This is a genomic window from Actinophytocola sp., assembly GCF_036378875.1.
GTDB lineage: Bacteria > Actinomycetota > Actinomycetes > Mycobacteriales > Pseudonocardiaceae > Actinophytocola.
Genome location: NZ_DASUVO010000002.1, coordinates 1 through 25,980, shown reverse-complemented (window position 1 = coordinate 25,980; position 25,980 = coordinate 1). Strand labels below are relative to the sequence as shown.

The window sequence follows — 25,980 nt, the reverse complement described above, 5'->3', positions numbered from 1 at the left end:
CGCGAACAACCTAGGTTAGCGGTTGCCCCACACGGACCCTTGCTTGCACACCCTCTGAATGTTATCGTTCACATTCCGTAGGGGGTCACGAAAGCAGGGTCGCATCGTGGCTATGGACAGACGTACCTTCGCGCTCGCGGGCGTAGTGTCCGCGTTCACCGCCGCCGGTCTGACGACCGCCCCTCGGGTCGCGGCCGCGGCGGCGAACACGGCCTACCTCATGACCTACTTCACCGAGTCGCCGCAGATGGTGGGTGCCGACTACGGGCTACACCTCGCGGTCAGCCGGGACGGTCTCAACTGGACTCCGCTGAACCAGAACAATCCGGTCGTCACCCCGACCGCCGGCGATCTGGGACTGCGCGATCCCTTCGTGTTCCGCAAACAGGACGGCACGTTCGTGGTCGTCGCCACCGACCTGCGGGGTACCGACTTCAGCAAGAACAGCCAGTTCCTGCACGTGTGGGACTCGACGAACCTGACCGGCTTCACCGGCTACCGCCGGATCCGGATGCACACGCTCAACACCCACACCTGGGCGCCGACGGTCTTCTGGGACGCCGCGCGGGGACAGTACGGCATCGTCTACTCCGCCAACAACGGCAGCGACGTGTTCATGGTGAACTACACGACCGACTTCCGGACCGTCAGCGGCCCGCAGGTGTTCTTCAGCCCCGGCTTCGGCGTCCTGGACGGCGACATCGTCGTGGACGGCGCCACGACCTATCTGTACTACAAGAACCTCTCGAACGGGAACCTCTTCGGCGCCCGGTCCACCACCGGCGCGCCGGGCAGCTTCACCACCTACACCGGCGGGCTGCGGCAGGGCAACGCCATCGAGGCGCCGTTGTTGCTGAAGACCAACGAGGGCGGATGGCGGCTGTGGGGCGACTCGTTCAGCCCCGTCAACAACGACTACTACGCCTGGTCCTCGAGCAACATCACCTCTGGCTCGTGGTCCGTCATGAACCAGCGTGACTACACCCCGCCGCTGAACGCCAAACACGGCTCGATGGTCGGCATCACCGACGCCGAGTACAACGCGATCGTCGCCCGGTGGGGCACGCCGAACTGGGTGCGGCTCAAGTCCTCGAACTTCCCGGACCGCTTCGTCCGGCACGCGAACCGCGTTGGCCGCGTCGACGCGTACCCGTTCGACCCGTTCCAGGACCAACTGTGGCGCATGGTGCCCGGCCTCGCCGACTCCGCCGGGGTCTCGTTCGAGTCGGTGAACTTCCCCGGCAACTACCTGCGGCACTTCGACTTCGCGATCCGGCTCGATCCGAACGACAACACGTCGGCCTTCCGCGGCGACGCCACGTTCTACCGCGTCGCGGGCCTCGCCGACGCCGCCTGGTCGTCGTTCCGCTCGTACAACAACCCGACCCGCTACCTGAGGCACTTCGACTTCCTCCTCCGCATCGACCCGATCAGCACGAGCACCGAGCGGCAGGACGCGACCTTCCGGATCGCCTCATGAACGCGCTGAAACGCCGCCGTGCCATGGTTCTCGCCCTGGTTCTCGTGCTGGTCTGCGGGGGTTTGATGGGCACGAGCAAGCAGCAGGCGGACGCGTGGAACAACGGGGTGGCGAACACCCCGCCGATGGGTTGGAACAGCTACGACTCGTTCAACTGGAGCGTGACCGAGGCCGACGTGCGGGCCAACGCCGACTACATGCGGGACAACCTGCGACAGCACGGCTGGCAGTACATCGTCATCGACTGGGCCTGGTACTACCCGGGTCGGCACAACAACAGCCCCAACCAGGACACCAACCTCCAGCCGCGGCTGCGCATGGACGGCAACGGGCGGCTGCTGCCGGACACCACCCGCTTCCCGTCCGCGGCGGGGGGCAACGGGTTCCGGCCGCTCGCCGACTACGTCCACGCCCAGGGGCTGAAGTTCGGGGTGCACCTGATGCGCGGGATCCCGCGCCAGGCGGTGGCGGACAACGTGCCGATCCTCGGCACCTCGTGCCGCGCCAACCAGATCAACAACAGCACCACCGCGGCCTGGCTCAACCTGATGTGGGGCCTGAACATGTCCAACACGTGCGCGCAGGCGTACCTGGACTCGGTGTTCCAACTGTTGGCCAGCTGGGGTGTCGACTACGTCAAGGTCGACGACATCGCCGCGCCCACCTACCGGCAGGCCGAGGTCGAGGGCTACCGGACCGCGATCGAACGCAGCGGGCGGCCGATGGTGCTCAGCCTCTCCCCCGGCCCCACCCCACTGTCGGCGGGCACGCACGTCCAGGCGAACGCGCACATGTGGCGGACCGTCAACGACCTGTGGGACAACTGGTCGAGCCTCAACGCGCTCTTCGAGGTGCTGCGGGACTGGACGCCGTACCGGACCACGGGTGCCTGGCCGGACCCGGACATGATCCCGATCGGCAGGCTGTCCAAGTTCGGGCCGGTCGGCGCGCCGCGCTACTCGAACCTGACCGCCGACGAGCAACGCACCATGATGACACTGTGGTCGATCACCCGGTCGCCGCTGATGTGGGGCGGCAACCTCGTCGAGAACCGGCCCGCCGACCTGGCACTGATGACCAACGCGGCCGTGCTCGCCGTCGACCAGAACAGCACCAACAACCGACAGCTGACCGGCGGCAACCGTCCGGTGTGGACCGCCGACGTGCCGGGCGGCAACAACCGGTACGTGGCCCTGTTCAACAGGGAAAGCGCCGCGGCCGCGGTCTCGGTGAACCTGGCGGATCTCGGCATCGGCTCGGCGACCGTCACCGACCTGTGGTCCGGAGCCAACCTCGGCACGGTGAGCGGAACCTTCACCCGCACGATCCCCGCCCACGGCGCCGGCCTCTACCGCCTGAGTCCTCAGACCACGGTGCCGCCACCCGCCCGCTACACCCTCACCGCCCGGCACAGCGGCAAGCTGCTGGACGTCTTCAACGCGGCGACCACCGACGACGCCAACGCGGTGCAGTGGACCGCCAACGGCCAGACCAACCAACAATGGCAGTTCCGAGACGCCGGCGGCGGCTACTACAACGTGGTGAGCGTCAACAGCGGCAAGTGCCTGGACGTCAACGGCGCGTCCACCGCCGACGGCGCCCGCGTGGTCCAGTGGACCTGCAACTCGGGCACCAACCAACAGTGGCGCGTCCAGGACCTCGGCACCGGCTACCTGCAACTCATCGCACGACACAGCAACAAGTGCCTGGACGTACTGAACGCCGCGACCACCGACGGCGCCCAGGTGACACAGTGGACCTGCGGCACCGGCACGAACCAACAGTGGCAACGCCGCCAGCTGTAGGGCGTGGCTCAGCTCGGGGCCACCGCGCGGCCCGTCTGTGGGGAGATCATGCCTGCGCACAGGTTCTTGCTGGCCAGCACCTGGGCGATGCGCGGGATCGCGGCGCGGGTGTTGGCCGGCCATTCGTGCATGAGGATGATCTGGCCGTTGGACAGCCGGCCGACGGCCTGCACGATCGCGTCGACGCTGGCGTTGTTCCAGTCCCCGGAGTCGACGTCCCAGATGATCTGGGTCAGGCCGTACCTGGCCAGGACCGACCGTACCGTCGCGTTGGTCTCGCCGTAGGGCGGACGGAAGAGCCTCGGTGTGCCGCCGCCCGCTCCTGCGATGGCCTGTTGTGTCCTGGAGATCTCCGAGTCGATCTGTGCCGCGCTCAGTTGGGTCATGTGCGGGTGGGAGTAGCTGTGGTTGGCCACCCACATGCCGGCGCTCACCTGCGCCCGGACCTGGGCCGGCGCGGCGGCGGCGAACTGGCCCTCGTTGAACATCGTGGCACGTAGTCCGCTCTGGCGAAGCGCGTTGAGCAGGGCCGGGGTGTTGCCGTTGGACGGGCCGTCGTCGAAGGTGAGCCCGACGTACCCGTTGCAGGCGGCGGCGCTGGCCGGGGCCGCGTTGGTCGCGACGGTGGTCGCCGCGAGGGCGAGGGCCAGGCCCGTGACGAAGATGCGTTTCGGCATGCGTGTGCTGGTTCGCATTCCGGGGTCCTTTCTCGTGCCGACGACGCGGCTCGAGCAATGCCATGGGAATTGGCTGACAGCGGGGTTCGACCCGTGCGGATACCAGCAGTGTTGATCCAACTCCATGGAGATGTCAACGAGTTTCGGAGATGTTTCGGAAATGTCGGCCGAACGATAATTACGGAAACTTTCGAATTATCGCGCCATTACCAGGCTGGTGACCGGCAGGGCGGCGAAGACGATCGGGACGACGACCATTGCCACGACCGTGGACGGCGGATCGGCGGAGTTGTTCGCCACCACGGCCAGCGCGTGGAGGACGTAGGCCGCACAGAGCAGCACGTGCAACACGTTGCCGGCAACGAACATCCGGCGCCCGGCGCCCCTCGCCAGCCGCACCCCACCCGCGATCAACAGGACCGCCGCGGTCACCTGCGTGACGGCGACCGTCAACACGACAGGAAAGAACCAGTCCGCGATCGTCGGATCGAAGAGCACGGTGCCGACAAGCGCACAGCCGACAAGCGTGACAAAGCCCGTCACCATGCTCAGGAGCGCGGCGCGGGTAACCGCGGGCTGATCGGTCCGACCCCACAACGCGTCCAACTCGACTCCTCCGGTTCGCCCCTCACCATCCATATCGTCAATGCCGTCCCCATCGTGTCACCCACCCACCGCGACACGATCATCGGAGACACAGACGTTCACGCTCACATCACGTAGGTTCCCGTGCCGACGCACACCGTTCGAACGATTCAAGTCGACCCGGGAAAACTCGGCTACCTGGCGTTTTAGCCTTGAACGCGCCACGCGCGACATTGATCGCGACATTACGTTAGCGCTCACAAAATCATGGGACTCGACGGTTGACCGGACTGCGATCACGTGGCTACATTGTGTGAAACTTTAGCTCGGAGAGCGAAAGTTTCGGCCCAATCAGGCCGTGCCGAAATGCCGGTACGGCCTGTCCGTCAACGGTGACGATGGGACTCTCATGCGTGTAGCACGCTGGTGCGCGGCGCTCGCCGCGAGCATTCTGTTCCTGGGTGGCGGGATTGCCGCCGCCGAACCGCGGCCGCAGACGTCGGACGACGTCGGGGTGTCGGCGCTGCCGACGAGCTTCCGGTGGTCATCCAGCGGGGTGCTGATCAGCCCGAAGTCGGACTCGACGCACAACATCCTCGCGGTCAAGGACCCGACCGTGGTGCGACACAACAACAACTGGCACGTGTTCGCCTCGACCGCCAACTCGGCTGGCGGCTACAACATGGTGTACACGAGCTTCGGGGACTGGTCGCAGGCGGCGAACGCACCGCAGTACTACCTCGACCGCTCGGCGATCGGCGCCGGCTACCGGGCGGCGCCGCAGGTGTTCTACTTCGCCCCGCAGAACCGGTGGTACCTGGTCTACCAGACCGGCCTGCCCTCCTTCTCGACCACGACGGACATCAGCAACCCGCAGTCGTGGTCCGCGCCCCGAAACTTTCAGAGTTCGATGCCCGCGATCATCCAACAGAACATCGGCGGCGGCTACTGGGTGGACTTCTGGGTCGTCTGCGACAGCGTGAACTGCTACCTGTTCTCCTCCGACGACAACGGTCACCTCTACCGGGCGCAGACCACCGTGGCGAACTTCCCGAACGGGTTCACCAACACCGTGATGGTCATGTCGGACTCGAACAAGTACGCGCTGTGGGAGGCGTCCAACATCTACAAGGTGCAGGGCACCGCCAACCAGTACCTGCTGGTCATCGAGGCGATCGGCAGCAACGGCAAGCGCTACTTCCGGTCATGGACCGCGAACGGCATCACCGGCAACTGGACTCCCCTCGCCGCGACCGAGAGCAACCCGTTCGCGCGCTCGACCAACGTCACGTTCTCGGGCAACGCGTGGACACAGGACATCAGCCACGGCGAGATGATCCGCGCCGGGATCGACCAGACCATGGAGATCAACTCCTGTCGCATGCAGTACCTGTACCAGGGTTTGGCTCCCGGGTCCGGCGGTGACTACAACCGGCTGCCCTGGCGGCTCGGGCTGCTCACCCAGACCAACTCCAACTGCTGAAGGAGGCACCGCGATGCACAGAACACTTCGTGCGCTCACCGCCGTCATCCTCGGCGCGACCCTCGCACTCGCCGGCACGGCCGCCCCCGCGGTCGCCGAGTCCAACGGCGGGACCCGGGTCATGCCCCTCGGCGACTCCATCACGCACGGCACACAGGTCCCCGGCGGCTATCGGATCGGGCTGTGGCAGAGCTTCACCAACGGCCGGTTCCGGGTGGACTTCGTTGGCAACCAGTTCAACGGCCCCGCCAACCTGGGTGATCACGACCATCAGGGCCATCCCGGTTGGCGCATCGAACAGATCGACGCGAACGTCGTGAGCTGGGTCCGCGCGACGAACCCGCGTTCGGTACTGCTGCACATCGGCACCAACGACGTGATACAGAACTTCAACCTGGGCGGCGCCCCGGGCCGTCTGTCCACTTTGATCGATCACATCACGGCGACCGCCCCCAACGCGGACGTGTTCGTGGCGACGATCATCCCGCTCGCCAACGCCGGCTGGCAGAACGCGGCCCGCAACTTCAACGCCCAGATACCCGGCATCGTGCAGAGCAAGGTCAACCAGGGCAAGCGTGTCCACCTGGTGAACATGGCGAACGCGCTCACCACCGCCGACCTGATCGACGGCGTGCACCCGAACGCGGGCGGCTACAACAAGATGGCCGCGACCTGGTTCAACGCACTGCGCTCGGTGCCCGGCAGCATCGGCAACCCGACGAGGGCAGCGGCATGATCCGAAAGACCGTCCTGGGATGCGTGATCGCGGCCGTCCTGGCCCTGGTCGCGCCACCGTCGGCGTCGGCGGCGTCACTGGTGGCTGTGACGATCTTCGGCAACAATCCGAGCAACCTCCAGATGCACATCTACGTGCCGGACCGGGTGGTGAGCCCTCGGCCGATCCTGGTGGCCGTGCACTACTGCGGCGGCACGGGTCCGGGGTTCTTCAGTGGCACCGAGTTCAGGAGTCTGGCCGACCAGCACGGGTTCATGGTGATCTACCCGACCGTGACCCGCAGCAGCAAGTGCTTCGACGTCTACACGCAACAAGCCTTGCGCCGAAACGGTGGCAGCGACCCGGTCGGCATCAAGTCCATGGTGGACTGGGCGATCCAGAACCGGGGCGGCGACCGGAACCGGGTCTTCGTCACGGGTGCGTCGTCGGGCGCGATGATGACCAACGTCCTGCTCGGCGACTACCCGGACGTGTTCAAGGCGGGCGCCGCGTTCTCCGGCGTCCCGGCGACCTGCTTCGCGACCACGCCGCCGAACGAGTGGAACAGCAACTGTTCCAACGGGAGCATCATCAGGACCGCGCAGCAGTGGGGGGACGCCGCCCGCGCGATGTTCCCCGGCTACACCGGTTCGCGGCCCAGAATGCAGCTCTGGCACGGCACCAACGACTCCATCCTGCGCTACCCCAACTTCGGGGAGGCGATCAAGCAGTGGACCAACGTCGCCGGGCTGAGCCAGACCCCGTCGTTCACCGACAGCCCACAGGCCGGCTGGACCCGCACCCGCTACGGCGGCACGGGCACCATGGCCCAGGTCGAGGGCATCTCCATCCAGAACGGCGGGCATGACCTACCCAGGCCGGGCATGGCCGCCAGGGCCATCGCCTTCTTCGGCCTCAACACCTGACCCGTTCCGCGGCAATGCGGTGCGGTTCGGACCTCCGAACCGCACCGCGCCGTAACTGCCGGCGATGCGATGAAGGGAGGGCGGGTTCAACCGGTGGTTGCAACGGGGGATTGTCCGCAGAGTACTCGGTTGAGTGATTGGGCTGGGGTGAGCCAGCCCAGTGTTTGTCGGGGTCGTTGGTTGAGTTCGGCGGCGACGGCGGTGAGGTGTTCGGCGTTGTGGACGGACAGGTCGGTGCCTTTGGGGAAGTACTGGCGGAGCACCCGCACCACCCGACTCAACGGCTCAGCCATCACAAACTCCCAGCTCACAGAGGGTGTTGCAACGACCGCTGGAAACCGCCGAGCCTTCCTCACCGTGGGCGTGGCGAAGGACTCCTTCCTCGCCTGGCTGCCGCTGGAGCGCACCCTTCCACGGCATCAAGGCGAGGGGCCCGCTTCGCGGGGCGCCGAATTCAGGACTGCAGCAGCCTGAGGTCCACCTCGGACTCGGGCTTCGCCCGCGCAGCGGGCCGAGCGCGGGCCGAGCGCGGAGCGTCTGGTTGCCGGGTGGAGTGCGGTGGCGGCCGAAGCGGTGCGATGAAGGGAGCCTTCCTCAATGTGGGTGTGGTGAAGGACGGGCCTTCATCGCATGGCCGCCGGCTCGAACCGCCCGACCGGCGCAGTCGGCCTCCCGCCGTCCGAGAGACGGCGAACACGGTCGGGGACAAGCACTCAGCGGTCGGTCACGGCGCTGATCAGGGCGGTCAGCTCGGCGGCGACGTGGTCGAGGGCGTCGGTGGTTCGCTGGGCGCGGCACATGGCGACGGCGCCTTCGGCGGCGGCGACGACGAGAGAGGCGAGGTGGTCGGCCCTGGCCGGGTCGACGCCGTGCTGTCGCAGGGATTCGGCGAGTAGGGCGGACCAGGCGGTGAACGCCTCGGCGGCGACGGTCACGGCTGGGTCGTCGGAGGGTGCCTCCTCGATGGACACGGCGAGGACAGGGCAGCCGGCCTGAAAGTCGGAGCCGGTGATCACGTTGCGCCACAGGGCGAAGAAAGCCTGGAGTCCGTCGACCGGGCCAGCACGCAGTTTCGCGGCGAGGATGCCCGACACGGTGTCGGCCGCGTAGCGGACCGCCTCAGCGGCGAGTTCGTGCTTGCCGCCGGGAAAGTAGTGGTAGGTGGAACCCAGCGGGGTGCCGGAATGCTTGGCGACCTCGCGGATGCTGGTGGCGCCCCGCCCACGCCGGCGGATCATGTCGGCCGCCCCGGCGACCAGTTGCTGACGCGAGTCTGTCATGCACACCCCTTGGCTATAACACTCGTCATAGGATAGCGTGCCCCTGGTTATAACAGTCGTTATAGGGAGTCGCTATGCCCATGATCGAGTTGACGGTGCCCGCAGGCGCGCTGACGGACGCGGGACGGGCTGACGTGCAGCGTGAGCTGGCCACCCTGCTGCTGCGGTGGGAAGGCGCCCCGGACACGGAGTTCTTCCGGGCACAGGCATGGAGCTACCTGCACGAGGTGCCCTCGGGCGCGCAGGCCACCGCCGAGGACGACGCGCCGCGTTTCCGCGTGGATGTCACCGTGCCGCAGGGCGCGCTGTCGGACCGCCGCAAGGCCGGTCTGGTGCGGGAGGCGACGGCGGTGGTGCTGAAGGCCGCCGGGTTGCCCGAGGCCGACGCGCTTCGGGTGTGGGTGCTGATCCACGAGCAGGCCGACGGGACCTGGGGCGCGGGCGGGCAGATCGTCCGGTACGCCGACCTGGTCAAGCTGGCCAAAGATGCGTGAGCTGACCTACGTCGCCCGCCGGACCGTCGAGTGGCGTGAAGCGCCCGACCCCGTCCTGCGGTCCGACTGCGAAGCCGTCGTGGCGCCGGTCGCGGCCACGCCGTGCGACGTCGACTCGTCGATCCTGGCCGGGCACGGGCCGATCCCGCCGCCGTTCCCCATCGGACACGAGTGCGTCGCGCGGGTCGTCGACGTCGGGGACGCCGTCCGCGGGGTGACGCCGGGTGACCTGGTGGTCGTGCCGTGGGCGATCTCGTGCGGGGACTGCGCGCGATGCCGTGCCGGGCTGCCGACGCACTGCACGTCCGTGCCGCACATGGCGATGTTCGGCGCGCCGATCGGCGGCGAGTGGGGTGGGCTGTTCTCGGACCTGGTCCGGATCCCGTGGGCCGACGCGATGCTGGTGCCGCTGCCCGCCGGGCTGGACCCGGTCGCGATGGCCTCGGCCAGCGACAACTGGCCGCTGGCCTGGCGGCTGGTCGCCCCACACCTGAAGGCCAGGCCGTACGTCCGGGTGCTCGTCATCGCGCGGGGCAGCATCGGCCTGTACGTCTGCGACATCGCGAAGGCACTCGGCGCGGCGGACGTGCTGTACGTCGACCCGGACCCGACTCACCGCGCGCTCGCCGAGACCTACGGTGCCCGCACCGCCGAGGCCATCGAGCCGATCCACCACGGGTTCGACCTCGCGGTCGAGGCCACCGGCCGGGTGGACCAGCTCACTCTCGCGCTGCGATCCCTTGCCCCAGAAGGGTTCTGCGAAAGCGCGGGCAACCATTTCCGCCCGGGCGAGCTGCCCCTGCTGGAGATGTACCTGACCGGGGTCACCATGCGCATCGCCCGCGACAACGTGCGCGCCCACCTCCCCGATGCCCTGGCGCTGGCGGGATCCGGCCAAGTCGAGCCGGGACGGGTCGTGTCGGACGTGTTCGACTGGGCGCAACTGCCCGTGGCACTACCGGAACGGCACCTCAAGCCGGTCTTCGTGCGCGATGCGTGAGCTGCGGTTCGTGCGCAGTGGCCGGCTGGCCTGGTACGAGCGCCCGGCACCCGAGGTGCGGGAACCGGGGGACGCTCTGGTCCGCCCGTTCCTCGCGGGCCGCTGCGACGGCGACACCCTCCCCCTTCACCGCCCGGTGTCCCGCGCCCTGCAGGCCGGGATCGCCGTCGGCCTGGTCGACCCGGTCGTCGCGGCCATCTGTGGCAAGGTGCCCTTCCGCGGTCCTTTCGCCATCGGTCACGAATGTGTCGCCGAGATCGTCGCGTTGGGACCAGCGGTGACCAGCCTCCGCATCGGGCAACGTGTCGTCGTGCCATGGGCCGTCTCGTGCGGCACCTGCCCGCCCTGCTCGCGCGGGCTGACCGCCAAGTGCGCCACCACCACCGCGGCCGGCACGCTCACCGCCTACGGCTTCGGGTCGGCGTGTGGACCGTGGGGCGGCATGGTCAGCGATATCCTCCGCGTCCCGTTCGCCGAACACATGCTCGTGCCCGTCCCACCCGGCGTCCCCCCGGCCCGGGCAGCGGCGGCGAGCGACAACCTCGCCGACGCCTGGCGCGCCGTCGTACCCGGCCTCACGACCCGCCCCGGCGGGGGGTGCTCGTCCTCGGCGGCGGCGCCAAGAGCATCGGCCTGTACGCCGCGGGGCTCGCCGCCGCCCACGGCGCCACGACCGTCCACTACCTCGACGCCGACCCCGAAACCGCGGAGTCCCTCGGCGCGCACCCAACAAGCCAACCGCGTAGCGGTTACGACGTGGTCGTCGAGGCAACGTCCCGCCCAGCCGGCCTCCGGCGCGCCATCCGGTCCCTCGCGCCGGGCGGGGTGTGCACCGCGGTCGGCTACTACCTGTCCACCGGCACCCGCGTGCCCCTGATGCGCATGTATGCCACCGACGCGACCCTCCGCATCGGCGTCTCCCACAGTCGCGCCGTCCTCCCCGACCTCCTGGACTTCCTCGACCGCACCGGCTTTCCCGCCGAACGGGTCACCACCCGCACCGCCCCCTGGGAGGACGCCCCGACCGCCTGCCAGGCGAGGACCACCAAGCTCGTCCTGCACCGCGCACCCCTGAACGAGGCCACACCGTGATCTCCCTCCACCACACCCACCTCATGGCCACAGACATCGACGCCACGATCGCCTTCTGACGCGACGCGTTCGACGCCGAACTCCGCGACTACTTCACCGGAGGCATCGCATGACCGTGATCACCGTGAACACGACCGCGGGACGGCTCGACGTCATGGTCATCGACATCGCCGTCATGGACGGGGACTGGCGACAGGAGGTCAGGACGGCGGTCATCGAACGGGTCCTCGCCGCGATGGCCAAGGCCTGCGGCCTCACCACGCCGGCCACGACCTGGTGGGTCAAACTTCCGGGTCATCGATGAGGGAAGCTGGGGCGCGAACGGCGGAGTGCTGTCCGTGTTCTCTCTTCTCGACAGCGGCGTGTTCACCGAGGAAAAGGTCAAGGCAATCCGCGCGGCACAGCCCAGGGACGCTTGACGGCGAGACAGTCGGCTGGTTACCAGTTATAATCTGGGAGCGCTCCCATATAATATCTCCCGAGATTTTCCGAAATATTCCGAGGACTCCCTCAAAGGGGAAGGAGCCTCCCATGCGCCTCAAGGCAATCGTCGCCGTGGTGCTCGCTGCCCTCGTCTTCGTGCCCGGCCCCGTGGCCGTCGCCGCTCCCCCATCGCCCGCCCGGGCCGCGTGCACGACCTTGCCTTCGACGCTGCCCGCGCCGGGTGCCCTGCCGGCGGTCACCGAACTGCCCGACCCGTTCAAGTTCTGGGACGGCACAAGGATGACCAGCCCCGACGAATGGTCCTGCCGCCGCGCCCAGCTGAGTGAACTGGCGCAGTACTACGAATACGGGCACCTGCCGGCCGCGCCGACGAGCGTCACCGGGGTCCGCAACGGCAACACGCTGACGGTGACCGTCCAGGCCAACGGCAGGACGGCGTCGTTCAACGCGACGCTGCGGTTGCCCAGTGGCAACGGGCCCTTCCCCGCCATCATCATGCTGAACCCTTTGGCCGCCAGCGCGACCTCGCGCGGGTATGCCGAGGTCAGCATCGATCCCAACAGCATCGCGGCCGACAGCACGTCGAAGACCGGTGCGTTCTGGACGCTCCACAATGGCTCCAATGTGGACACCGGGGTGCTGATGGCGTGGGCGTGGGGTGTGCACCGCACTCTCGACGCGCTCAGAGCCGTGCCGCAGATCGACACGAGCAGGGTCGGGGTGTCCGGCTATTCCCGGTACGGCAAGGCGGCCGTCGTCGCCGGTGCTTTCGACCAGCGGATCGCGTTGACCGTGCCCGGCTCGTCCGGGACCGCCGGCATGGGCAACTACCGCTTCTTCTTCGCGCAGGGCGGCAACAACGAAACGCTCGACGACATCCTGGGCGCGGCGTACTGGTTCACACCACGGTTCTCGTCGTTCCGTGGGCAGGCGAACCGGCTGCCGTTCGACCAGAACTCGGTCGCCGCGCTCATCGCGCCGCGCCTCCTGCTGACCACGAGCGGCACCGAGGGCTCCGACATCCGGACGAATCCTCAGGGCACGAGCCTCACCTACCGCGGGGCGAAGATGGTCTACCAGTACCTCGGCGCCCCCGACCGGATCGGCGTCAACTACCGGCCAGGCGGCCACCAGCTTGACCTCAACGACTACAACGCGATCATGGACTTCGCCGACAAGTACCTGCGCGGGCTTCCCGTCAGCCGTACGTTCGACAACGTCCCCTACCCGAACAGCACGGCCGCGATCCCGTGGACGATCCCGTCCGGTGGCCCACAGGAACCGCCACCACCCCCGCCGGCCACCTCCTGCCGGGTCGCCTACGACACGACCACCTGGAACACCGGGTTCACCGCCAACATCGCGATCACCAACACCGGCACCAGCGCCGTCAACGGCTGGCGGCTGCAGTTCTCGCTACCCTCCGGCCAAGTGATCATCGGCGGCTGGGGCGCCACCTACTCCCCCGCCTCGGGCCCGGTGACGGCCACGAACGTCAGCTACACCGGCACGATCGCGCCCGGCGGCAAGGTCACGGTCGGCTTCCAGGCGACCCACACCGGCACCACCGCCGAGCCGTCTTCCTTCACCCTCAACAACAACCCCTGCGCGACGGCCTGATCAGATCAGGCACGCAGAACCGAGAGGAACTCCGCCCACGCCGTTGCCGGTAGTTCGACGAGTCCACTGTCAGGGCACTTGGAGTCGCGAACGGCGACCACACCAGACTGGAGGCCCACCTCGACGCACTGGCCACCGTTCGTGCTGCTGCGGCTGGACTTGCGGAACCGAACCATGGCCCAGTCGCCGGTCATGGCAGTCAACTCCTCATGTTTCCTCCGCGGCGTACTGCTCCGCCACGGTCTCCACCAAGTGTCGCGACTCCACCGGCCCGAGTGCCACCCCCTGCAGGCGGCCAACCAGTTCGGAGTAGCGGCGGACCATCTCGGGCGGCTTGTCCAGGTAGGCGGCGTCGGAGTACATCTCCACGTAGACAATGTCATTCGCCATCTCATGGCCGAATCGGAACAGTGTGAAGTCCGTGCACAGGTGCTCGTAGGACCGGCTGTCGAAAGGGATGACATGGAGCGTCACGTTTGGCAGCAAGGCGGCCTCGGCCAGGTGACGCAACTGCTCGGCCATCACCCCCGGCCCACCGATCCGGCGGCGTAGCGCGGACTCGCTCAACACGAACGCGAAGCGGGCCGCGTTCTCCCGCGTCAGCAACCGGCGGCGGTCGGCGCGGACCCGCAGTGTGTCGTCCACGATCCGGTCTGCCGGGTCGACACCCTGTGCGTCGAACATGGCCCGGATGTAGGCGTCGGTCTGCAGGATGCCGGTGATGATCTCCGAACGGACCTCCATGATCTCCGTGGCGTCCGCTTCCAGGTCGCGGAAGGCACGGAACCAGCGCGGTCCGAGGTAGAGCGTGGTCTCGCTGGCCGGCCTGCCCCGCTTGGGTTTGGCCGTGCGGTTCAGCTCCCGGCACCAGAGCTGGTCCTTCTCCGATGCCTTGTACAGCTTCAGAAGCTCGTCCAGGTCCGTCTTGTCGATGCCGATCTTCCCTGACTCGACGCGGCTGATCTTGTTGCCCGCCTTGCCGAGCCGCACGCCAGCCTCGTCCTGCGTCAGGCCCGCGAACTCACGCATCCGGAGCAACTCGGCACCGAGCAGGCGCCGCTGCATGCTGATCGACCTCGATGGGCTCGTCATGCCGCGAATCCTCTCACATCCGATCACGGTGGGTGACTCAGGATGCTTCACCCAAATTAGCGACTATACAAGTTGGATTTCCACAATAAGCTGCTGACCAGCTCAAACAGTTCGCGTTGCCAAATCACGAAGGACGCCACGGTAGCGAGCAAGTCCGCGACTGTCACGCAACGTATACGCAGACGGAAAGATTCTCCACGGAAGGAACACCATGACCCACCCGCGCGAAGCCCGGCACCGGCTGGACGAGTTCGCCGTCGACCACGGCACGCTGACCCCGGCCTGCGACGAGCCCGAGTTCGCCGCACTCCTCGAAACCATGGTCGCCGACGAGGCGCCCCGACTGTTCGCGGTGATCCAGGAGTACGGCGAGCGCGTCGACGCGGTGATCGCCGCGTGGGGGGTGGCCTTCGACGACCACGCCGAGATCGTGGCGCACCGACTGCGGATGAGTGTGCGCGAACCGGCGAACGCGCTGCGCATGTTCCACGTCGGCAACCACGTCCGAGCCCGCCTCGTGTGGTTCAACCCGGCCGGCGACCCCCGTCGATCCCGAGTGACGCCGATGGATTGTGTGAATCCAGTCGACACGACCCCTTAGCCTGTAAGGCATGGATCTTGATCGTGTCTCCGCGGGCTGGTCATGACCGATACGTTCGCGACGAAGGCCACCTATGGACAGGTCTTCGCGGTCACACAGTTCCGTGCGGTGTTCGCGGGTCGGCTGCTTGGCGTCATGTCGGACACGCTGCGGTCCGTCGCGCTGGCGGTGCTGGTGTTCAGCGAGACCGACTCTCCGTTGTTGGCGGCGATGGCGTTCACGATCGGCTTCCTCCCCCAAGCCGCGGGCGGCCTGTTTCTTGCCGCGATGGCGGACCGGTTCTCGCCGAGGACCCTCATCACCACGGGCTACGCGCTCCAGTGCGCGGTCGGGCTGCTGCTCGCGTTCGGACACCTCCCGGTCGCGGTCAGCCTGGTCCTCGTCGCGGCCGTTGCCTGCCTGACACCGGTCACCACCGGGACCGCGGGCCGAGTCCTGGCGGAGGTCCTCACCGGCGACACCTACGTTCTGGGGCGTTCGCTGTCCTATCTGGTCGCGGTCGCGGCGCAGATGGTGGGGATGGCCGCTGGCGGGGTACTGGTCGCGTGGCTGGGCGTGGATCGGACGATGCTGGTCACCGCGGGGGCGCACCTGCTCGCGTTGGTGATCAGCCGCCTGTTCCTGTCGCGCACCACGGTGGTCCGCGCGGGCGGGTCGATCGTACGTAGGACCTTGCGAGGTAACGCCGCGCTCGTCGCCGCCCCCGGGGTCGCCAAGCTGATCATGGTCCAGTGCCTGCCCGCCGCGTACCTGGCCGCGGCGGGAAGCCTGCTCATCCCGTACTCCGCGCAGCGTGCTTTCAGTCCAACGGAGACCAGCATCCTGTTGGCAGCCACGTCGGTCGGCATGCTCATCGGCGACGTGGTGGTGGGGCGAGCGTTCGCGCCCGCCACCCGAGAACGACTCGTCCTGCCACTATTGCTGGTGATGGGCACTCCCCCGATCGCGCTCGTCCTGGACCTGCCGTATCCGGCGGTCGCCGCGGCGTACGTGATCACCGGCGTTGGCTCCGCCTACTTGCTCGGCCTGCAGCGACGCTTCCTGGAAGCGGTCCCGTCCGACCTCCAGGGACAGGGTTTCGCACTGCTCAACACCACCACCATGACCATTCAGGGGATCGGGCCCCTGATCTTCGGCGTGTTCGCGGAATTCCTCCCGGTCGGCGTCGCGATCGCCATGACCGGGGTGAGCAGCGTGATCACCACACTCCTTCTGCGCAACGCGATCCGCCAACGCACGTCCGGCTGAGAGCGGATGCGGGTCATCGCGGCCAGTCCCTCAGGCGTGTACGACCTCCGGCTGGGGTTCGTTGGTGTCGGCCAACTTCTTCTCCGGCAGGAAGAACGCCAGTATCAGGCCGGCGGCGAACACCGGTGCCAGGTAGGCGAACACGGGCACGAGCGCGTGTTGGTACGCGGCCACGATGACGTCCCGCAGCTCCTTCGGTAGAGAGTGGACCATCGCGGGGGTCAGTGAGTCGACGTCCCCGGCCGTCGCGGTGCCCTGCGGTGGCATGGTGTTCGAGAGCTGTGTCGTGAGGCGGTTGGTGAAGATCGCGCCGACGACCGCGGTGCCCAGGGTCGCACCGATCTCGCGGAAGAAGTTGTTGGCGGAGGTCGCGGTGCCCACGTTGGCGGTCGGGAAGTCGTTCTGTACGGCCAGTACCAGTGTCTGCATGAGCAGTCCGATGCCGGCGCCGAGCAGGAAGACGTACACGCACACCACCACGACGGACGTCTCGACGTCCAGTGTGGACATCAGCACGGCGGTGCCGGTGACGATCGCGGCGCCGAGGATCGGGAAGATCTTGTACCGGCCGGTCCTGCTGATCATCTGTCCGGAAGGGACAGCGGTCGCCATGATCCCGACCACCATCGGGATGAGCAGCAGCCCGGACTCGGTGGCCCCGTAGCCGTAGACCATCTGCAGGTAGGTCGGCAGGTAGCCGATCACCGCGAACATGCCGACGCCTACCACGATCAGCCCGATCAGTGTGGCGAGGTTGAAGATGCGGCTGCGGAACAGCCACAGTGGAATGACCGGTTCGGTGGCCCGGCGCTGCGAGGCGAAGAACAGCACCCAGGCGACCAGCCCGCCCACGATCAGGCCAAGGATGACCGGGTCGGACCACTCGTAGGTGGTGCCGCCCCAGGTCGCGGCGAGCACGGTGCAGGACACCGCGGCCGCCATCAGTGTGATCCCGAGGAAGTCGATGGAGACGGTGGCCTTCCGGCGCGGCAACCGGAGCGCGACCGTGCACACCGCCAGTGCGAACAGGCCGACCGGCAGGTTGATCCAGAACGCCCAGCGCCAGCCGATCGAGTCGGTGAACCAGCCACCGAGCAGCGGCCCCGCCACCGCCGACAGCCCGAACACCGCACCGATCGGCGCCATGTACTTGGCCCGCTGCCTCGGTGGCACGAGGTCGGCGATGATCGTCTGGGACAGGATCATCAGCCCGCCGCCGCCCAGGCCCTGGATACCCCGGCCGACGATCAGCATGGTCATGTTCTGCGCCATGCCCGCGACCGCGGATCCGACGAGGAACACCGAGATCGCTGACAGGAACAGGGTTTTTCGGCCGATGAGGTCGCCGACCCGGCCGTAGACGGGCATGGAGATCGTGGCGGCCAGGATGTAGGCGGTGGTCACCCACGCCATGTGGGACACACCGTGCAGCTCGCCGACGATCGTGGGCAGTGCCGTGGCCACGATCGTCTGGTCGAGGGACGCCAGCAGCATCACGGTCATCAGGCCGGCGAAGATCAGGCCGAACCGGCTGGGGAGTCTCTGCCCCGTGGTCTCGGTGGTGTCAGTCATGGGAGAACTCCGGGGTCAGTAGCGCGTGGAGGAGCTCCATGGATCGCTCGACGTGCGGGACCGGGGAGTCGTCCTCGGTCCGCGCCCACCGGTCCATACCCTGCCGGACAGCGGTCAACGCGACCGCGGCGATCAACGCGGGCACCTCGTCACGGGCCTGCCCACCGAGGCGGCGGGCCACCAGGTCCGCGACCTCCAGCTGGAACGCCTCGAACCGCGCCAGCATCGCCGCAAGCACCTGCGGGTGCTCACGGGACAGCTCGAACACGGCGAGCAGTTCCTCCCGATGCGGCGGGGCTTCCGCAAGATGACGCACGAGCAACCGAGCCAGGTCGGCGAGCACCACGTTCGGCGGCGCCGCCGCGGCCGCCGCGAACTCCGCGACGAGCTCGTCCGGCAGGTCAGGCGGCCCCTGCGCGACGGCCGCGTCCTTGGTCGGGAAGTAGTTGAAGAACGTACGCGGCGACACCCCGGCAGCCGCACTGATCATCTCCACGGTGACCTTGTCGAACCCGTGTTCCCGCGCGAGACGCAAGGCGGCGAGATGGATCTCCCGCTTCGTCTCCCGGCGTCGCCTGCCGCGCAGACTCTCCCCACTCGGCGCACTCACATCGCAAGTTTGCACGATCTGCAAGTTTTACAGATGATGCATGTAGTGCAGATCACGCAAGGTTGCTTGGGTCGGATGTGTGCCTCGGAGACGCGACAAGTCGCGCGGGGTTCGGTCGTGGGGGCCGGTCAGTTGGTTGGATCGAGCAGTTGGGCCAGCAGCCGGCCGAGGTCGTCGCCGTCGAGGTCTAGGTGAGTAGGACACCCGAAGAGCCATGGTCGTTGAACGAGGTCGGGTGAGATCGTGTGCCGTGGTGGCTGGTTTGCACGCCGGGGCGGAGCTTGCTCCAGCTGAGCGACTACTTCCTTCGCGGGGCCTCCGATCGCAGGCGCCGGTCAGCTGATCGGGTCGAGCCAGATCGGCCAGCAGGCAGCCGCAGAGGTCGTCGCAGTCGAGGTTGGGATGAGTAGGACGCCGGAAGGGCCATGTCGTCGAACGAAGTCGGACGAGATAGTGCAACGAGGCGGCGAGTTCGCTCGCCACGTGCCGGACTTGCTCCAGCCGAGCGACTACTTCCTTCGCGGGGCACCCGGTCGCAGGCACCGGTCAGCTGATCGGGTCGAGCCAATGGGCCAGCAGGCGGCCACGGAGAGGTCGCCGCCGTCGAGGTTCGAGTGAGTAGGACGTTCGAAGGGTCGTGGTCGTCGAACGAAGTCGGGTGAGATCGTGCACTGTGGCAGCGAGTTCGCTCGCCACGCGCAGGACTTGCTCCAGCCGAACGATTACTTCCTTCGCGGGACGCCCGGCCGCGAGCCGCAGGCCAACTGGTCCGGTCGATTAGTTCGGCCAGCAGCCGGCCACGGAGGTCCTCGTCGTCGAGGTTGGGGCGAACAGACGTCCCGAAGTCCCACGGGCTTCGAACGAAGTCGGGTGAGATCGTGTGCCGTGGTGGCGGGTTTGTTCGCCGCGGGCGGAGCTTGCTCCAGTTCAGTTCTCGTCGGCGCGGGTCACAAGCGAGGTCCTGGTGCGCAGGATTCGCCAGCAGCAGTAGACGCAGACGGCTATCGCGGGCGTGCCCAGCAGCGTGGCGGCGATGCCGAGGGCGACGACCTGCCCGGCCAGGTACAGCGGCGCCATCACCGACGGCGCGATGATGAACTTCGCCAGGAACACCGCGGTGCACGCCTGGTACCGCCGCCGTCGTACCCGGTCGCGCCGCCAGCTGACGCCCTCACCGCGCGCTGCCCCGATCAGCAGCCCGATCAACGGCCACCGCACCAGCATGGACACCAGTAACACTGTCGCGGCGCCCAGGTTGCGCACGATGTCCGGCAGGTAGAAGTTGATTCCCTCCCCGGTACTCCCGGCCAGCAACGCGGACAAACCCACCATGAACAGCGCGCCGGTCGCCTGCCAGTACTTCCGGGCGGTGAAGATCCGCACCACCGCGAACACCGCCACCCCACACACCGCCACGAGCGCGGAGACCAAGACCTCACCGGTGATCAGATAGGCGATCAGGAAAAGGACCCGGGACACGAAGAGCTCGGCGACCGTGCGCCAACCGCCCACGGCGGCGAACAACGACCGCGACCCGTCCGTCAGTGCTTTCATACAGCCGACCCCCATCACCCGAAGCGGTGGTATACCCATTGCCCTACCAGACCGGTCAGGAATCGAGAAGCGCGCATTCGGCGGCCGCAATAGCGTGACGCGGACGGCTCCAACCACCGAGAATGCCTGGAGGCGACCGTGTCACTGCAAGTGAACGCCATCATGCTCGGCGTCAAGGACGTGAACCGCGCCAAGAAGTTCTATGTCGACGGTCTGGGTTGCGCGACCGACCAGGACTTTCCCGGATTCGTCCGGTGCAGCCTTGGTGAAGGATCCTCGATGCTGGCGCTCTACGAATGGGAGGCGGCGGCACAGGACGCCGGCGTCTCGCCGGAGGGATCCGGGTTCCGCGGCGTGTCGTTCCACTACATCACCGACTCCCGGGAGGCGGTGGACGAGGTCATGCGGAAGGCGGAGGCCGCCGGCGGCGCCGTGGTCAGGGCGGCGGCCGGGGCTCAGTGGGGCGGGTACTTCGGCTACTTCAGCGACCCGGACGGCTACCTGTGGAAGGTCGCCACCAACGCCTGAACCGGTCAGGAATGAGCCAGCGCGGCCTCGATGGTGGTGTCCACGAAGGCGAGGGTGTCACGGCGGCGGGCCAGCGGGCTGCGGTAACCGCGGCGGCCCTCGGCACCACCGGTACGCAGGCTCAGGCTCTCGTCGATGATGCGCTGCCAGCGCGGATCGAACACTTTCTGTGCGTACCGGCCGGCACCGCACTTGGAGGTCAGCGTTCCGGTGGCGAGCAGATGGTGCAGCCGGCTCACGCCAAGCACCGCCCACACCGGGAACCACGCGGTGAGCCCGATGGCGAGCGGCAGTGGGCGCGCCTGCTTGTTTCGCTGCCACCACGGCCGCCAGTAGTCGCGGAGGTTGTCGGCGGTGAACGCGCGCAAGGCGTCCTGGTCAGCCCACACGTCCAGCTCTGTCGGCTGTGGGCCGCGCACCGCGACGCCGTGCCAGGCCAGCTCGCAGTACGTCACCGGGTTGAGGCCGGCCCGTCCGGCGGGCGTGAACCGGCTCTCCTGCGCACAGGGCACGTTCGGGCACCCGTCGGGCCCTGCCGCGAGGTCGGCCCAGGTGAACACCGCACCGTCGAAGTTCGGCTTAGGGAAGCCGGCCACGGTGCGCGCGTGCGCCTCGGCCACCGCCGCCAGCTCCCCGGAGTCCTGCTCGAGGCGGCGGTCGGTCACCGCGACGAAGTCGATGTCGCTGGCGGTGCTGAGCCGCCCTCGACCGGCGCCGCGGGGATGAAAGTCGTCCAGTGCGACCGAGCCGACCAGGTAGAAACCGGTGACCAGGCCGGGCGCCACCTCGTCCACGGCCGCCAGGAACGCCGCCACGCTCTGACGGACCTCGACCGGAAGATCATCGCTTGGCATGCCGGCCAACCTACCGTGGCCGTGCCGTGGCATCATCGAACCGTGAGCGGGACCGAGAAGGACGTCGAGACGATCACGGCGTTGGAACGGCAACGCTTCGACGCGGTCGTCGCCGGCGACTTCGACGCGTTCGCCGCGGTGGCGCACCCGGAGTTGATGTACACGCACTCGAACGGCGTGACCGACACGCTCGAGTCATACATGCGAAAGTGCCGCGACGGTTTCTACGTCTACCACCAGATCGACCACCCCATCACGAAAATCGTGATCACGGGCGATGTCGCGCTCGTGCTCGGTGAGATGAACGCCGACCTGACCTCGGGCGGCACCCGCAAGCAGTTGAAGAACGCGTCGCTGGCGGTCTGGGTTCGCGCCGGTGACAGCTGGCAGCTCATCGCCTACCAGCCAACGCCGCGACCCTGACAGTCCACAGTGGAGCATCTGCTCTCCCGCCAGGATTCGAACCTGGACTTCCCGGTTAACAGCCGGGCGTGCTGCCTGTTGCACCACAGGAGAAGAACGCCCGGGACACGCCTGGGCGCGGTGGGTCGCCGGGGACTCGAACCCCGAACCGGTCGATTAACAAGGAGAAGGAAGCACGTCCATGACCGCACGTGCGGAGAGCGGACGCACTACTCTGCCGACTGCTCTACCAGTTGAGCTAACGACCCACGGTACCCCCGGCCGGAGTCGAACCGGCGACCTTCGGCTTCGGAAGCCGCGGCTCTGTCCGCTGAGCTACGGGGGTGTGGTGGAGGGTGGAGTCGAACCACCTGTGTCTTGCGACGCCCGGGTTACAGCCGGGCTGGGCTCCGCAGCCCGCTCCACCGTTCTGCTCCACTGTGGAGTTGTCAATGAGCACCGAAAGCACGGCGAACAAAGAAAAAGCCGCCCTGGTCGGGTTTCCCGACGGGCGGCTCCCTGGCGTGACGTCATCAAGTCACGGTGGGGAGCCCCCTACGCCGCGCGGCCTGGTTCGATCGATTGGCGCGACGGTACGACCAGCACGCGGCATTCTTGCGATACCACTTTCGGCCAGTCATCGCTTCTCCTCTGATCGATCCGACGGGAGCAATCATGGCCAGCGTCTCGGGACACCGTCAACGCAATTAACGTAGTACGGGATCACCTCTGGTGGTACCGGCACTGCCAGTACAGTCTCGTCCTGTATCCGGCGTGCGCCGGGGAGGAGACTCGGGCCCGGCACCGTGTCCACTGTCATGTCCAACTGCCGGGATCAGCCGCTGAAGGAGAACCCATGTCGACCGCGAGCCTGCAGGATCGACTCGACGTCATCGAGGTCGTGAACAGATTCGGGTGGCACACCGACCAGCACGAGTGGGACGAGCTGAGCGAGGTGCTGGCCGAGGACATCTACTGCGACTACTCCGCCGTGTTCGGCGTCGAGCAGAGCACCGTGGCCCGCGCGGACGTGCTGTCACAGTGGGAGAAGCTGTTCTCCCACGTGCGCACCCAGCACATCATCACCAACCACATCGTGGACGTCGACGACGACACGGCAACCTGCCGCGCGCACTTCCATGCCAACCACGTCGCCGAGGCCCGTCACGGCGACTCGCAGTTCCTGCTCGCCGGGTCCTACCAGTTCGGCCTGGCCAGGACGGATGGCCGCTGGCGCGTCGCCTCGGTCGTGGTTTCGCCGATCTGGTCCCGTGGAAACCTGACGATCCTCACCGGATAGTTCCCCGAAAATTCTCCGCGGCGTATTCAGGCAAGTCCGCATTGATCGTAATTCCCGGTAACCAGGACAATCTGGACTGGAAATTCGATCCGACTGACTGATTTCGCGTGGAGGATGTTGATGGCCCGCGCCACCAAGATTCGCGAGGAACCGACTCGGGGCCGGCAGCGGGGGCAACTCGCTCTCCTGGTGCTGTGCGGAGCGATGTTCCTCGACTCGCTCGACGTGTCGCTGATCGGCGTCGCCTTGCCGAGCATCGAACAGGACCTGGCGCTGACGCCGGCGACACTGCAGTGGCTGATCTCCGGCTACACCGTCGCCTACGGCGGGTTCCTGTTGCTCGGCGGGCGCACGGCCGACCTGTTCGGGAGACGCCGGGTGTTCCTGGCGGCCATGGTTCTCTTCGCGGTCGCCAGCCTGGTCGGCGGCCTGGTGACCGACGGCACGCTGATCATGGTCACCCGGGTGCTGAAGGGCATCGCGGCGGCGTTCACCGCACCCGCGGCGCTGTCGATCATCACCACGACCTTCCACGAAGGGCCGGAGCGCAACCGCGCGCTCGGCGTGTACGCGGCCACCGCCGCCAGCGGGTACAGCCTCGGTCTCGTGCTGTCCGGGTTCCTCACCCAGATCCACTGGCGGCTCGTGTTCTTGCTGCCCGCGGTGATCGCGGCGCTGGTGATCGTGCTGGCCGTCCGGGTGCTGCGTGGCGACGAGCTCGCCCGGTCGCGCAACCGCGGCTACGACCCTCTCGGGGCGATCAGCGTGACCGCCGGCCTGCTGCTCCTGGTGTACGGGCTGACCGAGGCGCCGGAGTCCGGCTGGGGCAGCGTCTCGACCCTCGGTGTGCTCGCGGCGGCGGCAGCGCTGCTGGTGGCCTTCGTGGTCATCGAGAGCCGGCACCCGGACCCCGGCGTGCCGTTGCGCATCTTCGCCTCCCGCACGTTGAGCACCGCCAACGTGCTCGGCGTGATCTTCCTGGCGGCGAGCATCGGCTGGCAGTTCATCGCGACGCTCTACCTGCAGCGCACCCTCGAGTACAGTCCACTGCAGACCGCGCTCGCGTTCCTGCCGCTGGGCATCATGGTGTTCCTGGTGGCCGAGTTCGCCACCGGCAGGCTGATGTCCTGGATCGGCATCCGGACCGTGGCCAGCGTCGGGTTCCTGTTCCAGGCCGTGGGCATCGGGTTGTTCGTCCTGGGCGGGATCTTCACCGACTACTTCTCGTTGCTGCTGCCGGCGGTGGTACTGCACGGCATCGGCAACGGGCTGGTCTTCCCCGCGGTGAACATCGCCGGTCTGAGCGGGGTGGCCGACGAGGAGCAGGGCCTGGCCTCCGGGCTGATCACCGCCTCCACCCAGATCGGTGCCGGTATCGGCGTCGCCGTCGTCACGGGCGTCAGCACCGGCGGCACCCGGCTGGTCGGTTACCAGTACGCCTTCGCCGTCGCGGCCGGGATCTCGGTGCTCGGCGCCATCGTGGCGGCACTCGGGCTCGGCCGGGTTCGCCGGCCGGACAACGCAGAGAGGAGCAAGCAGGTATGAGCGACACGACCCGGAGCGTCGCGCAGGGGTGGTTCACCTCGCTCACGAGCGGCGACATCGACACCGCGCTGACCTACCTGTCCCCCGACGTCGAGTTCATCAACTACACCCCGGTGCCCGGCTACAACGACGACATGAAGTGGATCGGCACCTTCCACGGCCGTGACGCCGCGCTGGCCGGTTTCAAGATCTTCGTCGAGACCTGCGAGGTGCGCCAGGAGGAGGTCGTGCACCTGGCCGTGGACGGCGACGAGGCGTTCGGCGTCATCCACGAGATCTCCGTGGTCCGGGAGACCGGGCAGGAGTTCGAGATCGAGTTCATCCAGCGCCTGACGATCCGCGACGGGCTGATCGTCCGTTGGAAGTCCTACACCGACCCGTCGCCGATCATTCGCGCGATCCGCGGCGAGAACGGAGCACCATGAAGTTGCGTTTCCTACTGATTCCTGCCGTACTGGCCGCGGTGACCGCGTGTTCCAGTGAGAGCGGCGGATCCGACACGGGCGGGTCGGAAGAAACCTCGACCAGCGCCACCGCACTGGCCGAAGTGGACACCGCTGGCCGGTCCTATGTGGACGCGGTGAACGCCGGGGACCTCGACAAGGTCGTTGGCTCGTTCACCGAGGACGCGGTCGTGGTCGACGTGGGCCGGGAGATCAAGGGCGCTGACCAGATCAGGCGGTGGGCCGACAACGAGGTGATCGGTGGCCGCCTCGACGTGCTCAGCGTCAGCCCGATGGAGAACGGGCAGGACCTGCTGGTCAACTTCGCGCCGACCGGCGACGGCGGGTTCGAGGCCCGTTACCGGTTCACCTACGAGGACGGACTCATCGTCAAGGCGGACCTGCAGTACGCCTGACTTTCGTCCGTACGCGGGCCTGGCCCGGGGCATCAGCCCCGGGCCGAGCCTTGTTTTTGACTACTCTCCGCATTCGGCGTGCTACCGATGTGCACCACAGCCGTGCATCGACACGCACCTGTCCACACCGAATCTAGGTGGCAGACACACCACCACTTCGGAAGGACACCGGACATGCGTAAGGGCACCCTCTCGCTGACCACGACCACACTGA

General features: G+C 67.6%; 27 protein-coding genes, 3 tRNA genes and 2 pseudogenes. 19 read left to right on the top strand and 13 right to left on the bottom strand.

The window, feature by feature from the left end; translation table 11 throughout:
• Nucleotides 1-112 precede the first annotated feature (112 nt).
• Both VF106_RS00210 and VF106_RS00205 read left to right on the top strand, forming a co-directional pair.
• On the top strand, nucleotides 113-1,480 hold the full coding sequence (locus VF106_RS00210) for a glycoside hydrolase family 43 protein (protein WP_330837439.1): 1,368 nt from the start codon (nucleotides 113-115) through the stop codon (nucleotides 1,478-1,480).
• Nucleotides 1,477-3,285, top strand: coding sequence for an RICIN domain-containing protein (locus VF106_RS00205; RefSeq protein WP_330837438.1), 1,809 nt, complete (start codon nucleotides 1,477-1,479; stop codon nucleotides 3,283-3,285). Before VF106_RS00210 ends, VF106_RS00205 begins: the two co-directional genes overlap by 4 nt.
• Nucleotides 3,286-3,293: 8 nt before the next feature.
• Here the strand turns inward: VF106_RS00205 and VF106_RS00200 are convergent, their stop codons facing one another.
• On the bottom strand, nucleotides 3,294-3,980 hold the full coding sequence (locus VF106_RS00200) for a polysaccharide deacetylase family protein (RefSeq protein WP_330837437.1): 687 nt from the start codon (nucleotides 3,978-3,980) through the stop codon (nucleotides 3,294-3,296).
• A 177-nt stretch (nucleotides 3,981-4,157) separates the two neighbouring features.
• A complete protein-coding gene (locus VF106_RS00195) occupies nucleotides 4,158-4,568 on the bottom strand; it encodes a hypothetical protein (RefSeq protein ID WP_330837436.1) in 411 nt (136 codons plus the stop codon).
• A gap of 388 nt (nucleotides 4,569-4,956) precedes the next feature.
• Here VF106_RS00195 and VF106_RS00190 point away from each other — a divergent pair, with 388 nt between their 5' ends.
• Genes VF106_RS00190 through VF106_RS00180 form a run of 3 tightly spaced genes read left to right on the top strand, consistent with a single transcriptional unit; the run spans nucleotide 4,957 to nucleotide 7,671 of the window.
• Nucleotides 4,957-6,030: a glycoside hydrolase family 62 protein gene (locus tag VF106_RS00190; RefSeq protein ID WP_330837435.1), complete on the top strand. Its 1,074-nt coding sequence runs from the start codon at nucleotides 4,957-4,959 to the stop codon at nucleotides 6,028-6,030.
• Nucleotides 6,031-6,043: 13 nt separating this feature from the next.
• A complete protein-coding gene (locus VF106_RS00185) occupies nucleotides 6,044-6,766 on the top strand; it encodes an SGNH/GDSL hydrolase family protein (protein WP_330837434.1) in 723 nt (240 codons plus the stop codon).
• Nucleotides 6,763-7,671 carry an extracellular catalytic domain type 1 short-chain-length polyhydroxyalkanoate depolymerase gene (locus tag VF106_RS00180; RefSeq protein WP_330837433.1) on the top strand — a complete coding sequence of 303 codons (909 nt, stop codon included), beginning with the start codon at nucleotides 6,763-6,765 and terminating at the stop codon, nucleotides 7,669-7,671. The genes VF106_RS00185 and VF106_RS00180 overlap by 4 nt, the downstream gene beginning before the upstream one ends.
• A gap of 86 nt (nucleotides 7,672-7,757) precedes the next feature.
• Here the strand turns inward: VF106_RS00180 and VF106_RS00175 are convergent.
• Nucleotides 7,758-7,934, bottom strand: a pseudogene (locus VF106_RS00175) (IS30 family transposase); the annotation flags it as partial.
• A 450-nt stretch (nucleotides 7,935-8,384) separates the two neighbouring features.
• Nucleotides 8,385-8,951 (bottom strand): TetR/AcrR family transcriptional regulator, encoded by a 567-nt coding sequence (locus VF106_RS00170; protein ID WP_330837432.1) that lies wholly within the window; start codon nucleotides 8,949-8,951, stop codon nucleotides 8,385-8,387.
• An 80-nt stretch (nucleotides 8,952-9,031) separates the two neighbouring features.
• Here VF106_RS00170 and VF106_RS00165 point away from each other — a divergent pair, with 80 nt between their 5' ends.
• The 6 genes and pseudogenes from VF106_RS00165 to VF106_RS00145 all read left to right on the top strand — a co-directional run bounded on the left by VF106_RS00165 (nucleotide 9,032) and on the right by VF106_RS00145 (nucleotide 13,601).
• A complete protein-coding gene (locus VF106_RS00165) occupies nucleotides 9,032-9,445 on the top strand; it encodes a tautomerase family protein (protein ID WP_330837431.1) in 414 nt (137 codons plus the stop codon).
• Nucleotides 9,438-10,445, top strand: coding sequence for a zinc-dependent alcohol dehydrogenase (locus tag VF106_RS00160; RefSeq protein WP_330837430.1), 1,008 nt, complete (start codon nucleotides 9,438-9,440; stop codon nucleotides 10,443-10,445). The genes VF106_RS00165 and VF106_RS00160 overlap by 8 nt, the downstream gene beginning before the upstream one ends.
• Nucleotides 10,438-10,884 (top strand): annotated as a pseudogene (locus tag VF106_RS50770) (alcohol dehydrogenase catalytic domain-containing protein); the annotation flags it as partial. The gene VF106_RS00160 and the pseudogene VF106_RS50770, both read left to right, overlap by 8 nt.
• A 158-nt stretch (nucleotides 10,885-11,042) precedes the next feature.
• On the top strand, nucleotides 11,043-11,537 hold the full coding sequence (locus tag VF106_RS00155; RefSeq protein ID WP_330837429.1) for a zinc-binding dehydrogenase: 495 nt from the start codon (nucleotides 11,043-11,045) through the stop codon (nucleotides 11,535-11,537).
• A gap of 109 nt (nucleotides 11,538-11,646) precedes the next feature.
• Nucleotides 11,647-11,841, top strand: coding sequence for a hypothetical protein (locus VF106_RS00150; protein ID WP_330837428.1), 195 nt, complete (start codon nucleotides 11,647-11,649; stop codon nucleotides 11,839-11,841).
• Nucleotides 11,842-12,068: 227 nt separating this feature from the next.
• Nucleotides 12,069-13,601: a glucuronyl esterase domain-containing protein gene (locus VF106_RS00145; protein ID WP_330837427.1), complete on the top strand. Its 1,533-nt coding sequence runs from the start codon at nucleotides 12,069-12,071 to the stop codon at nucleotides 13,599-13,601.
• A 5-nt stretch (nucleotides 13,602-13,606) separates the two neighbouring features.
• Here the strand turns inward: VF106_RS00145 and VF106_RS00140 are convergent, their stop codons facing one another.
• Together VF106_RS00140 and VF106_RS00135 are read right to left on the bottom strand one after the other, a co-directional pair.
• Entirely contained in the window at nucleotides 13,607-13,795 is a 189-nt protein-coding gene (locus VF106_RS00140; RefSeq protein WP_330837426.1) for a DUF397 domain-containing protein, read from the bottom strand.
• 13 nt (nucleotides 13,796-13,808) lie between these two features.
• A complete protein-coding gene (locus tag VF106_RS00135) occupies nucleotides 13,809-14,693 on the bottom strand; it encodes a helix-turn-helix domain-containing protein (protein ID WP_330837425.1) in 885 nt (294 codons plus the stop codon).
• Nucleotides 14,694-14,904: 211 nt separating this feature from the next.
• Between VF106_RS00135 and VF106_RS00130 the strand changes: the two genes are divergently transcribed.
• Entirely contained in the window at nucleotides 14,905-15,294 is a 390-nt protein-coding gene (locus VF106_RS00130) for a hypothetical protein (RefSeq protein ID WP_330837424.1), read from the top strand.
• A 42-nt stretch (nucleotides 15,295-15,336) separates the two neighbouring features.
• On the top strand, nucleotides 15,337-16,542 hold the full coding sequence (locus tag VF106_RS00125) for an MFS transporter (RefSeq protein WP_330837423.1): 1,206 nt from the start codon (nucleotides 15,337-15,339) through the stop codon (nucleotides 16,540-16,542).
• Between the two features lie 30 nt (nucleotides 16,543-16,572).
• Here VF106_RS00125 and VF106_RS00120 read toward each other — a convergent pair whose 3' ends face one another.
• The 3 genes from VF106_RS00120 to VF106_RS00110 form a co-directional block, all read right to left on the bottom strand.
• Nucleotides 16,573-18,114, bottom strand: a complete 1,542-nt coding sequence (locus VF106_RS00120; protein WP_330837422.1) for an MDR family MFS transporter — start codon at nucleotides 18,112-18,114, stop codon at nucleotides 16,573-16,575.
• Nucleotides 18,107-18,724 (bottom strand): TetR family transcriptional regulator, encoded by a 618-nt coding sequence (locus tag VF106_RS00115; RefSeq protein WP_330837421.1) that lies wholly within the window; start codon nucleotides 18,722-18,724, stop codon nucleotides 18,107-18,109. Before VF106_RS00115 ends, VF106_RS00120 begins: the two co-directional genes overlap by 8 nt.
• 927 nt (nucleotides 18,725-19,651) lie before the next feature.
• The gene (locus VF106_RS00110) at nucleotides 19,652-20,278 is read right to left on the bottom strand and encodes a DUF3159 domain-containing protein (RefSeq protein ID WP_330837420.1); all 627 of its coding nucleotides are present in this window, start codon (nucleotides 20,276-20,278) and stop codon (nucleotides 19,652-19,654) included.
• Nucleotides 20,279-20,416: 138 nt separating this feature from the next.
• Between VF106_RS00110 and VF106_RS00105 the strand changes: the two genes are divergently transcribed.
• Nucleotides 20,417-20,806, top strand: coding sequence for a VOC family protein (locus VF106_RS00105; RefSeq protein WP_330837419.1), 390 nt, complete (start codon nucleotides 20,417-20,419; stop codon nucleotides 20,804-20,806).
• Between the two features lie 5 nt (nucleotides 20,807-20,811).
• Here VF106_RS00105 and VF106_RS00100 read toward each other — a convergent pair whose 3' ends face one another.
• Entirely contained in the window at nucleotides 20,812-21,660 is an 849-nt protein-coding gene (locus VF106_RS00100; protein ID WP_330837418.1) for a hypothetical protein, read from the bottom strand.
• 42 nt (nucleotides 21,661-21,702) lie between these two features.
• Between VF106_RS00100 and VF106_RS00095 the strand changes: the two genes are divergently transcribed.
• A complete protein-coding gene (locus VF106_RS00095) occupies nucleotides 21,703-22,083 on the top strand; it encodes a nuclear transport factor 2 family protein (protein WP_330837417.1) in 381 nt (126 codons plus the stop codon).
• 21 nt (nucleotides 22,084-22,104) lie between these two features.
• Here the strand turns inward: VF106_RS00095 and VF106_RS00090 are convergent.
• The 3 genes from VF106_RS00090 to VF106_RS00080 form a co-directional block, all read right to left on the bottom strand.
• Nucleotides 22,105-22,176, bottom strand: a tRNA-Asn gene (locus VF106_RS00090).
• 28 nt (nucleotides 22,177-22,204) lie between these two features.
• Nucleotides 22,205-22,331 (bottom strand) — tRNA-OTHER (locus VF106_RS00085).
• Between the two features lie 4 nt (nucleotides 22,332-22,335).
• Nucleotides 22,336-22,408: transfer RNA gene (locus tag VF106_RS00080), tRNA-Arg, on the bottom strand.
• Between the two features lie 510 nt (nucleotides 22,409-22,918).
• Between VF106_RS00080 and VF106_RS00075 the strand changes: the two genes are divergently transcribed.
• The 4 genes from VF106_RS00075 to VF106_RS00060 all read left to right on the top strand — a co-directional run bounded on the left by VF106_RS00075 (nucleotide 22,919) and on the right by VF106_RS00060 (nucleotide 25,766).
• Entirely contained in the window at nucleotides 22,919-23,362 is a 444-nt protein-coding gene (locus tag VF106_RS00075) for a nuclear transport factor 2 family protein (RefSeq protein WP_330837416.1), read from the top strand.
• A gap of 120 nt (nucleotides 23,363-23,482) precedes the next feature.
• The gene (locus VF106_RS00070; protein WP_330837415.1) at nucleotides 23,483-24,907 is read left to right on the top strand and encodes an MFS transporter; all 1,425 of its coding nucleotides are present in this window, start codon (nucleotides 23,483-23,485) and stop codon (nucleotides 24,905-24,907) included.
• Complete coding sequence (locus tag VF106_RS00065; RefSeq protein WP_330837413.1) at nucleotides 24,904-25,332, top strand: nuclear transport factor 2 family protein; 429 nt, start codon at nucleotides 24,904-24,906, stop codon at nucleotides 25,330-25,332. Before VF106_RS00070 ends, VF106_RS00065 begins: the two co-directional genes overlap by 4 nt.
• Nucleotides 25,329-25,766 (top strand): nuclear transport factor 2 family protein, encoded by a 438-nt coding sequence (locus VF106_RS00060; protein WP_330837412.1) that lies wholly within the window; start codon nucleotides 25,329-25,331, stop codon nucleotides 25,764-25,766. The genes VF106_RS00065 and VF106_RS00060 overlap by 4 nt, the downstream gene beginning before the upstream one ends.
• Nucleotides 25,767-25,980: the final 214 nt, after the last annotated feature.

Coding starts and splice junctions, on each gene's coding strand:
- VF106_RS00205 (WP_330837438.1), top strand. CDS start 1,477: ATGAACGCGCTGAAACGCCGCCGTGCCATGGTTCTCGCCCTGGTTCTC.
- VF106_RS00185 (WP_330837434.1), top strand. CDS start 6,044: ATGCACAGAACACTTCGTGCGCTCACCGCCGTCATCCTCGGCGCGACC.
- VF106_RS00160 (WP_330837430.1), top strand. CDS start 9,438: ATGCGTGAGCTGACCTACGTCGCCCGCCGGACCGTCGAGTGGCGTGAA.
- VF106_RS00075 (WP_330837416.1), top strand. CDS start 22,919: ATGTCGACCGCGAGCCTGCAGGATCGACTCGACGTCATCGAGGTCGTG.
- VF106_RS00070 (WP_330837415.1), top strand. CDS start 23,483: ATGGCCCGCGCCACCAAGATTCGCGAGGAACCGACTCGGGGCCGGCAG.
- VF106_RS00100 (WP_330837418.1), bottom strand. CDS start 21,660: ATGCCAAGCGATGATCTTCCGGTCGAGGTCCGTCAGAGCGTGGCGGCG.
- VF106_RS00165 (WP_330837431.1), top strand. CDS start 9,032: ATGATCGAGTTGACGGTGCCCGCAGGCGCGCTGACGGACGCGGGACGG.
- VF106_RS00060 (WP_330837412.1), top strand. CDS start 25,329: ATGAAGTTGCGTTTCCTACTGATTCCTGCCGTACTGGCCGCGGTGACC.
- VF106_RS00130 (WP_330837424.1), top strand. CDS start 14,905: ATGACCCACCCGCGCGAAGCCCGGCACCGGCTGGACGAGTTCGCCGTC.
- VF106_RS00065 (WP_330837413.1), top strand. CDS start 24,904: ATGAGCGACACGACCCGGAGCGTCGCGCAGGGGTGGTTCACCTCGCTC.
- VF106_RS00120 (WP_330837422.1), bottom strand. CDS start 18,114: ATGACTGACACCACCGAGACCACGGGGCAGAGACTCCCCAGCCGGTTC.
- VF106_RS00180 (WP_330837433.1), top strand. CDS start 6,763: ATGATCCGAAAGACCGTCCTGGGATGCGTGATCGCGGCCGTCCTGGCC.
- VF106_RS00125 (WP_330837423.1), top strand. CDS start 15,337: ATGACCGATACGTTCGCGACGAAGGCCACCTATGGACAGGTCTTCGCG.
- VF106_RS00210 (WP_330837439.1), top strand. CDS start 113: ATGGACAGACGTACCTTCGCGCTCGCGGGCGTAGTGTCCGCGTTCACC.
- VF106_RS00190 (WP_330837435.1), top strand. CDS start 4,957: ATGCGTGTAGCACGCTGGTGCGCGGCGCTCGCCGCGAGCATTCTGTTC.
- VF106_RS00135 (WP_330837425.1), bottom strand. CDS start 14,693: ATGACGAGCCCATCGAGGTCGATCAGCATGCAGCGGCGCCTGCTCGGT.
- VF106_RS00200 (WP_330837437.1), bottom strand. CDS start 3,980: ATGCGAACCAGCACACGCATGCCGAAACGCATCTTCGTCACGGGCCTG.
- VF106_RS00170 (WP_330837432.1), bottom strand. CDS start 8,951: ATGACAGACTCGCGTCAGCAACTGGTCGCCGGGGCGGCCGACATGATC.
- VF106_RS00145 (WP_330837427.1), top strand. CDS start 12,069: ATGCGCCTCAAGGCAATCGTCGCCGTGGTGCTCGCTGCCCTCGTCTTC.
- VF106_RS00150 (WP_330837428.1), top strand. CDS start 11,647: ATGACCGTGATCACCGTGAACACGACCGCGGGACGGCTCGACGTCATG.
- VF106_RS00110 (WP_330837420.1), bottom strand. CDS start 20,278: ATGAAAGCACTGACGGACGGGTCGCGGTCGTTGTTCGCCGCCGTGGGC.
- VF106_RS00140 (WP_330837426.1), bottom strand. CDS start 13,795: ATGACCGGCGACTGGGCCATGGTTCGGTTCCGCAAGTCCAGCCGCAGC.